Annotated in this window: 13 protein-coding genes; 11 read left to right on the forward strand and 2 right to left on the reverse strand. The window is 45.6% G+C overall.

Annotated elements, in window-relative coordinates; translation table 11 throughout:
- Nucleotides 1–95 precede the first annotated feature (95 nt).
- From MKY66_RS12305 to MKY66_RS12335, 7 genes are all read left to right on the forward strand, one after another.
- Complete coding sequence (locus tag MKY66_RS12305) at nt 96–575, forward strand: hypothetical protein (RefSeq protein ID WP_076216189.1); 480 nt, start codon at nt 96–98, stop codon at nt 573–575.
- A gap of 77 nt (nt 576–652) precedes the next feature.
- A complete protein-coding gene (locus MKY66_RS12310; RefSeq protein ID WP_074094715.1) occupies nt 653–1,357 on the forward strand; it encodes a response regulator transcription factor in 705 nt (234 codons plus the stop codon).
- Nucleotides 1,354–2,394: a HAMP domain-containing histidine kinase gene (locus MKY66_RS12315; RefSeq protein ID WP_076216184.1), complete on the forward strand. Its 1,041-nt coding sequence runs from the start codon at nt 1,354–1,356 to the stop codon at nt 2,392–2,394. The genes MKY66_RS12310 and MKY66_RS12315 overlap by 4 nt, the downstream gene beginning before the upstream one ends.
- 34 nt (nt 2,395–2,428) lie before the next feature.
- Nucleotides 2,429–3,154, forward strand: coding sequence for a cytochrome c biogenesis protein CcdA (locus MKY66_RS12320; protein WP_339807147.1), 726 nt, complete (start codon nt 2,429–2,431; stop codon nt 3,152–3,154).
- 18 nt (nt 3,155–3,172) lie between these two features.
- Nucleotides 3,173–3,754 (forward strand): redoxin family protein, encoded by a 582-nt coding sequence (locus tag MKY66_RS12325; protein WP_076216180.1) that lies wholly within the window; start codon nt 3,173–3,175, stop codon nt 3,752–3,754.
- A gap of 16 nt (nt 3,755–3,770) precedes the next feature.
- The gene (msrB, locus tag MKY66_RS12330; protein ID WP_076216177.1) at nt 3,771–4,859 is read left to right on the forward strand and encodes a peptide-methionine (R)-S-oxide reductase MsrB; all 1,089 of its coding nucleotides are present in this window, start codon (nt 3,771–3,773) and stop codon (nt 4,857–4,859) included.
- Nucleotides 4,860–5,095: 236 nt separating this feature from the next.
- Nucleotides 5,096–7,006, forward strand: a complete 1,911-nt coding sequence (locus MKY66_RS12335) for an AraC family transcriptional regulator (RefSeq protein WP_076216174.1) — start codon at nt 5,096–5,098, stop codon at nt 7,004–7,006.
- A gap of 133 nt (nt 7,007–7,139) precedes the next feature.
- On the opposite strand, the gene MKY66_RS12340 is transcribed toward MKY66_RS12335, so the two are convergent.
- Nucleotides 7,140–7,811 (reverse strand): hypothetical protein, encoded by a 672-nt coding sequence (locus tag MKY66_RS12340; protein ID WP_076216172.1) that lies wholly within the window; start codon nt 7,809–7,811, stop codon nt 7,140–7,142.
- Nucleotides 7,812–7,854: 43 nt separating this feature from the next.
- Nucleotides 7,855–8,376, reverse strand: a complete 522-nt coding sequence (locus MKY66_RS12345; RefSeq protein ID WP_076216169.1) for a hypothetical protein — start codon at nt 8,374–8,376, stop codon at nt 7,855–7,857.
- Nucleotides 8,377–8,604: 228 nt separating this feature from the next.
- Here MKY66_RS12345 and MKY66_RS12350 point away from each other — a divergent pair, with 228 nt between their 5' ends.
- The 4 genes from MKY66_RS12350 (at nt 8,605) to MKY66_RS12365 (ending at nt 11,985) form a co-directional block, all read left to right on the forward strand.
- Entirely contained in the window at nt 8,605–9,282 is a 678-nt protein-coding gene (locus tag MKY66_RS12350) for an SOS response-associated peptidase (RefSeq protein WP_036608866.1), read from the forward strand.
- A 188-nt stretch (nt 9,283–9,470) separates the two neighbouring features.
- Complete coding sequence (locus MKY66_RS12355; RefSeq protein ID WP_076216166.1) at nt 9,471–10,601, forward strand: NADH-dependent flavin oxidoreductase; 1,131 nt, start codon at nt 9,471–9,473, stop codon at nt 10,599–10,601.
- Nucleotides 10,602–10,738: 137 nt separating this feature from the next.
- Entirely contained in the window at nt 10,739–11,506 is a 768-nt protein-coding gene (locus tag MKY66_RS12360) for a DeoR/GlpR family DNA-binding transcription regulator (protein ID WP_036608860.1), read from the forward strand.
- A gap of 20 nt (nt 11,507–11,526) precedes the next feature.
- Entirely contained in the window at nt 11,527–11,985 is a 459-nt protein-coding gene (locus MKY66_RS12365) for an OsmC family protein (RefSeq protein ID WP_076216163.1), read from the forward strand.
- Nucleotides 11,986–12,037: the final 52 nt, after the last annotated feature.

Raw genomic sequence — 12,037 nt, forward strand, 5'->3', positions numbered from 1 at the left:
ATCGTAATGGTTTCGTAATACTTCGCTTAGAGAATCGTAAGCTGTCTTGCTTATTGTAATCCATGTAAGAAATAAACCAATGGAGAGTGATAAGAATGATGAAAACAAATAAGAGCAAAAAAGTGATGGTAGCAGCGGTATTGATGATGTCTATGGCCTTTTCTGGATTGGCAAGTGCTGCAGATATGAAAACGATTAAAAAGGATGGCATGGAGCTTGTTCAATTGAGACAGGCGGCGAAAATGTATGATTACAGCATTATGTGGGACAGCAAGGATAGATCTGTAACTTTGATGTATATGGGCCAAATGGATGACATGAAGATGAAAGACGACAACATGATGGAAGATGACATGAAGATGAAAGACGATAAGATGATGAAAGACGACATGATGATGGAAGAAACGATGATGCCTGCGGGGAAAACGATTAAATTGTGGATTGGATCGAAAAAAATCATGGTAGACGGTATGCAAGTCAACTTGAAATCGATGCCTGTCATCCATGAAGGGAATTCGTATGCGGCTGAGTCTGTAATTAAACAATACATGATGCCCGCCATGGGAATGAAGTAATTTAAGGGCTAAGCATCGCCATCACCATATGATATGATTGGCTCAAATGTATTTTCTGGAATATGGGGTGGGTTCGTTTGAATGAATGTGTACTGGTTGCTGATGATGATACCAATATTACGGACGTTTGTCGCAGGTATCTGGAACGGGAAGGTTATCTTGTCGTGACGGCCAAGGACGGTTTGGAGGCTATTGAGCTGTGGCACAGTCAAACACCAAGCTTGATTGTGCTCGACCTGATGATGCCACATAAGAATGGCTGGGAAGTTTGCAACGAGATTCGGCAAACTGAGGATGTGCCCATTGTAATGCTGACGGCCCGGGGTGAGGAACAGGACCGTCTGATGGGACTGACGATGGGGGCGGATGATTATCTGACCAAACCATTCAGTCCGAGAGAACTTGTTTTGCGTGTAAAGGCAATCCTGCGGAGAATGCGAACTGCGCAGGCATCACCTGTTACAACTTCTGAATATACGATCAATTATGAAGGGCTTACCATTGATTTTACCAAGCGTGAAGTGCACATCAGCGGGCAGGCCATTGAATTGACCGTTACAGAGTTTGAGATGTTGTATTTGCTGGCAAGTCACCCGGGTCAGGTGTTCTCCCGTAATCAGATGTTAAGCAAGATTTGGGATTTTAGCTATGAGGGAGATACAACAACGGTGACTGTACATGTTCGGAGATTACGAGAGAAGATCGAACAGAATCCTTCTGATCCAAAATATATTAAAACAGTTTGGGGTATAGGCTACAAGTTTGCGGGTGGCAGTTCATGAAACTTCGCACATACTTGGTGTTGTCCAGTCTCACAGGCATTGGCGTATTATTAATTTGTTTGTTCATCAGTTATTCCAAAATGCTGCTTACGATCGAACAATTGTATTGGTTATCGGCTATAACGGCAGGGGTAGGCTTACTTTCGTTTATTCTTCAATATTTGCTGACTAAGCCATTAGAGAAATCAATTGCGCGAATTACACAGCAGACGATACGAATTGCCGAAGGGGATTTCCATACGGAAGTCCCTCTCATCGGTACGCAGGAATTTAGGCTCCTGGCACAGCAATTTAATGAAATGAGTTCCAAGCTGAAGGAAAGCTTTGATCATCTGCATCACTCAGAAACCGCGAGACGAGAGTTGATCGCCAATGTTTCCCATGATTTACGGACTCCCTTGGCATCCATTCAGTCCTTCGTTGAAGCGTTGGAGGATGATGTCATTAAGGATAAAGAAACCTTTCAACGTTACCTGAACACAATACGACTTGAAACGATGCGTTTGGGAGGGCTTATTCAAGACTTGTTCGAATTATCCAGCCTGGAAGCGCAAGGGGAGGTATTTGAGCCTCAACCTTGTCACGTCGATGAGTTGCTGCTCAGTACGTTGGAGAGTTTTTCGTTTCATCTCGCCGAGAAAACGCTGAACGTTGAAATCGATTTGCCCGATAAATTACCAGCCGCGGTCATGATGCCTGCACAAATGAAGCGGGTCCTTTCCAATTTGCTGCAAAATGCCATTCAATACTCTCCTATTGAAGGAAAAATCATTTTGGCTGCCGAAGAGAAGGGGCAGTTTATACGAATTTCAGTTACGGATGAAGGGGAAGGCATTGAAGCGGAGGAAACTTCGCGTATATTTGAACGTTTTTATCGAATTGACAAATCACGCAGCAAGAGCAATGGGGGGGCCGGGCTTGGCCTTGCCATCGCTCAATCAATTGTTGAACTCCATGGTGGCGAGATCGGGGTTCAGAGTACAAAAGGAGAAGGAAGCTGCTTCTGGTTCACACTTCCGATCTACGTCAGTCGTTAACCTAGGTTAATCAAGCGCAGTATTTATTCAGGTGGTGAATGACTTGACCAGTGATTTAGTATTCCTTTTTGGCGTTTTTGGTGCAGGATTGTTATCGTTTTTTGCGCCATGTATTCTGCCGCTGATCCCGGTATACGTGTCTTATCTATCCGGAAGTATGGTCAACGGTACGAATCAGCAGCAGTCTGATACCAATGCGGTTCAGTTGCGGTCTACACTTGTTTTGCGGACATTTTTATTTGTTCTTGGGCTGTCCCTGGTATTTGTATTACTTGGTTTTGGTTCCGGCATCGTTGGTAATATGATCTCAAGTCCTGTGTTTATTGCTATCTGCGGAGCAATCGTGGTGCTTTTTGGGATTTATCAAACCGGGTTGATCCGACTATCCTGGCTGGAACGGGAGAGAAAGCTGTCGAGTGATCAAGCCAAACGGGGAGGGTATGTCGGAGCGTTCCTGTTGGGTCTGACGTTTAGTTTTGGCTGGACGCCTTGTATCGGGCCTGTGCTGGCGGCTATTCTTGGTATCGCCGCAGGAGAAGGCTCTCCACTGTATGGTGGGTTTCTCATGTTCCTGTATACCCTTGGATTAGCGATTCCTTTTCTGATTCTGTCAGTTTTTTCGGAATATGTTATGAAGCGGATACGTCGTTTATACAGGTACATGGGCGTCATCAAAATAACTTCCGGCTGTATTCTTATTGTCATGGGACTATTGTTAATGACAGACCGACTAAACAGCTTGGTGACCTGGTTTCAATAATCATTGGAGGAATTTGGTATGAAGATGGCACGGAAATGGATGGTATCTGTAATCGTATTTGCTGGAGTCCTGTTGATCTTGAGCGCATGTGGATCACAGCAAACTGAATCAAAACAAATGGGGTCTTCATCAACCCCGACATCAACATCCGATATGAGTTTGTCAACCATGATGAACAAGGGCGAGACGGCTCCTGAATTTTCATTGCGTGATCTGAAAGGAAACACGGTTGGACTTTCTGATGTTCAAGGCAAGAAAGTGTATGTGAAATACTGGGCTTCCTGGTGTTCCATCTGCCTTGCGGGTTTGGAAGACCTGAACAATCTAGCTGGTCAAGACAATGATTTTCAAGTCATTACGATTGTGACGCCAGACTACAAAGGGGAGAAATCCTCCCAAGCGTTTACCGAATGGTTTGACCAACAGCCGTATGATAACATAACTGTTCTTTTGGATGAGAAAGGTGTATGGGCCAAGGAATTTGGCGTAAGAGCGTATCCTAGTTCCTTTTATATTGGCTCTGATGGTATTTTAACGAAATCGCAGCCAGGGCATGCATCCAATGAACAGATCATGGAATCATTACAAGAGATTTTGTGAGAAGGGAGGAAGTGTCATGAAAAGGACGCTGCTCGGCTTGTGCCTCCTTGTTATAGCGATAGTTGTGTCTGCTTGTGGAAACAGGGCTGAGAGTCATTCATCTTCATCTACGATATCCACTCAACCTGTCAAGGCATCGAGTGTCTCCGAGGAAAACCTGAGTAACCTGTACTTGGCAGGAGGCTGTTTCTGGGGTGTGGAGGCTTATATGGCTCGTATTCCAGGGGTTCAGGATGTGACTTCCGGTTATGCCAACGGTGAAGGAGAGAATCCAACCTATGAGGAGGTTATTCGCGGGGACCGGGGGTTTGCGGAGGCTGTTCATGTAAAATATGATCCGCAGCAAGTATCTTTGCAGAAATTGCTTGAATCTTATTTTCGAGTTATTGATCCTACCAGCTTGAATAAGCAGGGCAATGATCGTGGCGTTCAGTATCGGACTGGCATATATTATACGTTGCCTGAAGATGCCAAAATCATTGAGCAGGCTGTAGCGGTAGAGCAAGAAAAATATGACCAACCCATTGTAACGGAAGTGATGCCTCTGCAGAATTATTATTTGGCGGAGGAGTACCATCAGGATTATTTGGAAAAAAATCCGAACGGATATTGTCACATTGATATGACTGTCCTGGATGACCTGGAGATTGGAATTGATCCCGCTCAATATCCACGTCCAACAGATGAACAATTAAAGGAACGATTAACAGACGAACAGTATGCGGTCACGGTAAACAATGATACGGAGCATGCGTTCAGTAACGAATACTGGGATAATGAGGAGCCCGGTCTGTATGTGGATATTGCAACGGGAGAGCCGTTATTCACCAGCCGGGATAAGTATGATTCCGGTTGCGGGTGGCCAAGTTTTACAAAACCGATTGTACCTGAGGTTGTGACCTATACAACCGATACGAGCTTTGGGATGGATCGCACGGAGGTACGAAGCCGGGCAGGTGACATCCACCTCGGTCATGTGTTCGATGATGGTCCCAAAGATCGCGGCGGCAAACGTTACTGCATTAACAGTTCATCGATCCGGTTTATTCCGTTAGACAAGATGGAGGAAGAACGATACGGGTATTTATTGTCTTTTGTCGAGTAGAGAAGGGCAGCTGACTTTATCAAAAGATTTTAAGGCCATAATTTTAGAACGGTTGAGATCTCTCTATGAGGGATTTCGACCGTTTTTTATTTTGCGGCATCTCACAAAAACGGAGGTAGGCTTCAAAGATGGTTCCATCATTGTTATAATTGATAATCATTATCAATTATGGGTAGGCTTTTAGTCACAATGCCAAGGTATTGTGTGTGTTGGATCGCTCAGGAGAGGGAGTTTATATGGGAATTCAGAATGACATCAAGCTGTGGGATCAGGTACAGGTTCGCGTGCTTGATGTGCGTCTTATATCACTCGCAACACACGAGTTCATACGCAATTATGTGTTACCGACCAGTGCATTTGTGTATGTTCAAGGCAGGAGTCAGGTCTGGCTGGATGAAGAGGTATGGACTACAAACCAGTTCTTGCTACTGCATGGAGGAAAAGGAAGACATCTGACACTTGAAGCGTCAGGGGTTACGGAGGTACATCTTATTTTGTACAAATCAACCTTGCCCTCCAACGTGCTTGTGGAGTATCGAATGATGTTGAACCAGCGTAATCCGTTTGAAGAGTCCTGGGCGACAGTGCCGGATCATACACTTGAGTTGCGTGAGCTTGTGCGGAATATACATGAATGCTGGTCAGGGCAGGAGCGTGTGGGCAAAATTCAGGTCAAAGTGTATTTCTTTCAACTGGTAGAGCTTGTCTTGTTACAGCGGAGTCGCATGTACAACGAAGTTCAACAGCCTTCGCTTACCGATCAGGTTTTGCGATATATCAAAGCTCATTACCGGGAATCCATCTCACTTGATTTGCTTGCCCAGTCCTTGAGTTACAGTCCGCAATATGTATCACGCAAATTCAAGGAACAGACGGGATGTACACCTACAGAATATGTGATTCGGTTACGAATGGGTGAGGCAAGGAGTCTGCTTGCGTCCACAGAAGCTTCATTACAGGAGGTTGCTGCGTATGTGGGTTATATGGACCCGTTTTATTTCAATCGCATATTCAAAAAAGAGACTGGTATAACACCGGGGCAATATCGGTTGAAGCAGCGGGAAAACTCGAAATCAGTTTCAAAAAGTACATTAAATGCAACAAATGAATCCATTGTAACAGGAGGGGATGAACGTTATCCTTTAATTGATGATGATAATCATTATCAATATAAGGGAGATGAGGAAATCAACATGTTTAACCATTTTAAATCAGCGATTATGTCGCTTGCGCTTGTACTCACATTAAGTGCTTGTGGAACAGCCCAGCAGGGGGCAGAAACATCCGAAGTTGCTGCTGAACCCGAACAACCGGCAGTCGTGGAAACCCAAATGGTAAATACGACCTTTGGTGAGGTAGAGATTCCTGCACATCCCGAGCGAGTTGCTGCCATAGATTATCTGGGAACGGTGCTTGCTCTTGGTGTCAAACCGATTGGTGGAGGCCAATTTCTGATGAACAGTCCTTATCTGGAAGGTCACATGGATGGTCTTGAAACGATAGGGGATTCCGTTGAACAATTGATGGAGCTGGAACCTGATCTCATTATTACATTGAATCCGGACAAGGCCGCTTATGAGAAATACAGCAAGATTGCTCCAACCGTTTCGATCGCATCCATCACATTTCAGACACTGAAGGATGAAGTGAACTATTTCGGTAAAGTCCTTGGCAAAGAAGCGGAAGCAGAGAAGTGGCTGTCTGATTTTGATGAGGAGGTTGCCAAAATCAAACAGGAGGTGCAGAGCGTTGTTCCAGCTGATGCTACATTCTCCGTTATGCAGGAATATGATCGCCAAGTGTTCATTTTTGGCAATCAGTCGGGCCGAGGAGGACGTAACATCTATGAATTGCTTGGATTGCAAGCACCAAAGAACATTCCATCCGAGTTGATGCAGGGCGCTTATCATGAATTCTCCATAGAACTGCTCTCCAAATACGCTGGAGATTACATTGTGCTGACCAGCAACTCTCAACTGAAAGAGCTTCAGGCAGATCCGATCTGGGGTTCATTGCCTGCAATCAAAAATGGAAAAGTGTACATATGGACGGAAGAGCAATCCTGGTTCCGTGATCCGATCGCCTTGTTGAAACAGACACAGGATCTGGCTGAATGGATTATTGGACTTAATACACCGTCTAAGTAAGGAACTTCAGAAAAACCGTGCCGCCCAGTTTGCTGAGCAGCACGGTTTTCATATTTTTATGTAGGACTGAACAGTAGAGGGGATTAACTGCCTGTAGGGAGATGAAATAACAGTGTGATTACCGTATAAGAGTTTATTCGCTCTTTGGTTCGTTCTGAATTTCTTGCAGATCCTTCAGCTGGAGTGTAAGGTCATTCTCGGGGTTGGCGCTCACAATGACTTCTGACTTTGTTTGTTGCTGACCTGGCTGGTTCGACTTGGCGGCAGATTTGATCACGTAGAGACTTTGAACGGAGTTGAGCAGGCTGGCTGGGGTGTCTTCATACGTTTCCAGGAAGAGTACATAGTCTTTGGTAGGAATCAGCTTGAGGTTGTCATCATTAATAATCTCGGTGTTGCCTAGTTGTCCGCCAAGTTGCTTCACTTCAAGTTTTTCCCCGGCAGTGTAACTGCCCTTATAGGATTCAGCGATCTGAATCGTGTGGATCGTATAGATTTTGTCAAAAGAAGATGGCTCTCCGCCCGGATCGGACGCGGGGTTTAACTCGTTCTCATTGGCAGCATCAGTAACTTGTACAATATCGTTTAAAGCTTCCACACGAGTCTCAACAACACTGCCTTTCACAATGGTATTTGCTCTCTCGGACAGGTCGCCAATGCTGGCATAACTCGGGTAATCTTCAGAAGCAATAATGGTCATGGGTGCATCGGATGGGGACGCGGTAGGTGTGACAGAAGAACATCCAACAGCAGATAAAATGAAAATGGAAGAAAGAAGCAGCGTTAATACTCGATTTTTGTTCATGGATAGGAATCCTCCTTGGATTTTGGGATAAGTTCGTAGCAGATTAGTACTTGGATCTTACGTTATTGATATCAAAAGTTTGGGGTTGGGTCATGGAATTGCGGTTGCGGGAGTAAGACATAATGGAAGGACTGCTTGTTGTTGGGTTGTCACCGAGCCATATGGAGTGCCCGAGTTCGTGGACAAATACGCTTTGAATGAAGTTGGATAAGTTGGTTGCGTCAGGGGTGATCGTGGATGCATTGAGTTCGATGCGGAAGCTTACGACTTGACTGCCGGATACAGAGGCGTAGTTGACACCATATGCTGTATTATTGAAGTTTCCTGCGGTGATGGTGTTTGGGGAGTTACTTGTTTTGGTGAATTTAACTTTGGCACCTGCATTGTTCCAGTTGGTAAGGGAAGCGTCCATGGGAGTCTGCCATGCGGAGGCGTAATTATACGTACGAATGGGAATGGTGGTGCTGGGATAACCGTAGGTCAGAAAGGTTGCCGCATAGATGGTACTGCCAAACATCGCAATCGCTGAGAGCAACATGATGCTCATCAAAAACTTCCTTTTCATACTTAAAACCTCCAATAAATGTATTTAATTCTCTATTATAGTAACAAGTAATATTGGAGTTGAAATGAGTCCGAGGTCGTTGTTTTTGTTGTGAAAAACATGAAATATATCTTGATCAGACCCTAATGGTGTCAAAATAAGTCATTTTCTGTTCGATATGCATGCATAATTTCCCTAAAATTACAAACAATACGTTCAACTTCTCATAGGGAAAGGTAGTGCTTGAACATGTGCAACCGATTTTCATTGGCAGCCGATTTGGACGATGTCAGAGATCATTTCAAGATTCAGCGAGTGATGTATTATTACAAAAACCGATACAATATCAGCCCAACCCAGCATACGCCGATTATTTTGCATCAGGATGGTGAGCGTGTACTGGATGAGTTCCGGTGGGGGTTCATTCCATTCTGGGGTCGTGATGCAGTTAACGCAAATCTTATGACGGTACATGAGAATCCTTCCTATTACAAACTGGTAGAGACCAAGCGCTGCGTCATTCCCTGCAATGGATTATATTACTGGCGGCAAGAGGGCAAAAAAAGTTATGCAGTTCGTGTTGTCATGCCAGATCGCGGTCTGTTCGGCATTGCCGGGTTATACGAGGTGTGGAGAGATACACGGAAAGAGCCGCTTCGTACCTGCACGATGCTTATGACAGGCGCAAACATGGTTACACGCGAATTTGGCAGTAAAATGCCAGCCATTCTCTCCGAAGAAGAGATCAACACCTGGCTTGACCCTGCCAATACACGGGTGACTCAGTTGTTACCGCTATTGAAATCGTATAACAGTACAGAGATGAATCTGTATCCTGTCACCCCAATGGTCGCCAACGATGAACACGATTGTTACGAATGCGTAGAAGAGATGGATCAGAAGCTGGCTTACGTTCGGAGTTTCTGAATATCCTTTGCATGATGTGAAGCAGATGAAGAGGGCTGAGAGTCTGGAGACACTCTGCCCTTTTTTTTTCTTTCAGAAAATGAAAAGTTGCAATTGCAATGAAACGTAACTATAATCATTACAGTAAGTGAACGCACATATTCATATATCTATTAAAAGAGATATTTATAATCAGGAGGGAACCACGAATGAATCCAAAGTTTAACCAGATGTTTGAACAAGTTTCACTGCCGACTGGTATTACACTGAAAAACCGTATCGTGCTCGCTCCCATGACTCATATGTCCTCGAATGCTGATGGTACGATATCCGACGCTGAACTTGCTTATTATGCACGTCGCACCGGTGGTGCTGGCATGTCAATTACGGCTGTAGGGCATGTAACAGAGCATGGCATTGGTTTCCCGGCTCAGTTTGGCGTTTATGATGATCGCTTCATTCCTGGTCTGAAGAAACTGGCTGACACCATGAAACAACAGGGCTCCGTAGCCGTATTGCAAATTTTCCATGCGGGCCGTCTTACGCCTGAACAAGCTGTACCTGCGGGTCAAGTAGTTGCTCCTAGTGCGGTTGCAAGTGAGCGTCCGGGATCTCCTGAACCAAGAGAGTTGACGGATGCCGAGATTACTTCGATTATCAAAGACTTTGGTGAAGCGACACGTCGTGCCATTGAAGCCGGATTTGATGGTGTTGAGATTCACGGTGCTAATGGTTATATGATCCAGCAATTCTTCTCCCCGCATTCCAACCGGCGTGAAGATCGTTGGGGCGGAAGTGTAGAGAAACGTCTGACATTCCCACTTGCTGTAGTGGATGAGATTCAGAAAGTGGTTGCCGAACATACCAAACTGCCGTTCATCATTGGTTACCGTTTCTCTCCGGAAGAACCGGAAACACCGGGACTCACAATGGAAGATACGTATGCACTGGTGGATGCGCTGAAAGATAAAAACCTGGATTACCTGCACGTTTCCCTAAACGAATTCTGGTCCAAACCAAGACGTGGCGAAGCAGATACGCGTTCGAGAATGGAATTCATTCTGGATCGTGTGAACGGTAAACTGCCTGTTATTGGCGTAGGTTCAATTCATACGGCTGATCAGGCCGCTGAGGCGCTTCAAACGGGAGTACCTCTGCTTGCCATTGGACGTGAGCTGATTATTGAACCGGATTGGGTTGAGAAAATCGAGAGTGGACGGGAAGAAGATATTGAGACGATTCTGATCAAATCGGATCAGGAACGTCTGGTTATCCCTGACGGGTTGTGGAATGCAATCATCCACACACCGGGCTGGTTCCCTATGGCAGAAGATAAATAAGATACACTTCAGAACTGGAATGGAGGGGGCGAAAGCTCCCTCTTTTTGCACATGGTCCAAATTCTCCTTGTCATCGCTCTGTGGTATGATGGATGAACAGGATTAACTGGATAATCAACGGTTTGGAGTGAAGGAATATGCTCGTAGCTGAACGGTATGAGAAAATAGTGGAATGGGTGGATACGCAAGGCAGTATGCGTGTGACCGAACTTAGTGAGCGCTGCGGGGTGACGGAAGAGACGATTCGTCGTGATCTGGACAAGCTCGAACAGGCGGGCAGGCTCAGACGGTCCCATGGCGGGGCGGTCAGCGTAAAATACAAGGATGAGTTACAGTCGGAGATTCCATATCCGGAACGGGCTGTAGCCCATGCAGAAGAGAAGCGCAGAATTGCAAGCGAAGCAGTGAAAATGGTGGAATCCGGCGACCGGATCGCCTTGGATGCAAGTACAACGGCGTGGTATATGGCGGCAGGATTGCCGAACATACCACTGACGGTATTAACCAACTCGATTAAGGTCGCCGCTGAGCTGAGTAACAAGGAACAGATTCGTGTGATTGCCACAGGTGGGCAGCTGGCTTCGAAGTCACTGTCTTTTGTAGGACCGCTGGCAGAACGTTCGCTGGATGCTTATCATGTGGATAAAGTATTCCTGTCTTGCAAAGGAGTGCATCTGACCAAAGGCATCAGTGAATCCAATGAATTACAGGCTTTGGTGAAGCAAAAAATGATCCATATTGCGGATGAGGTCATTTTACTTGCAGATTCCAGCAAATTTAACATACAGGCGTTTACCAGAGTTGCTGAGATGAGCAGTGTGGGCAAAGTGATTACAGATCAGGGTGTAGATGAAGAGCACGTTAGCGCATTGATCGAGCAGAATATTACGTGTATACGTGTGTAAACAAGAAAGGAATGAATGACATGAAACATCCTTTTCATCTGAAAGCGGTATGGAATGGTGGGCGTAACAGTGAGGGAACAATCGATGCAGGTGGATTAAAAACGGTCATATCGATTCCGCAGGAGATGGGCGGACCCGGTACGGGAACTAACCCGGACGAGATGCTGCTGGGTGCAGCCTCCACCTGTTACCTGATCACACTGGCAGCGATGCTGGAGCGTTCGGATATTACGCCGGATGAATTGACACTTGAATCGGAAGCAACGGTAGATGTTACGAATAACGTATTTACGTACGAACGGATCGTACATAGACCCCGGATTGTACTCAGCCAAGATGCTTCAGAAGCGGATCTGACCAAGGCTGAGCGCTTGGCGCATAAGGCTGAATCCTCCTGTATGATCTCCCGAGCGGTGGCAGGTAATGTCCAGATGGAGACACAGCCGGTCATTGTTACTACAGGAGCTAACGCAGTGTGATATACTGAAGAATAGACGATTCAAGTTGTCATTTGTGTAAAATAAGGAGTAA

The sequence above is a fragment of the Paenibacillus sp. FSL R5-0766 genome, from assembly GCF_037971845.1.
Taxonomy (GTDB): Bacteria; Bacillota; Bacilli; order Paenibacillales; family Paenibacillaceae; genus Paenibacillus.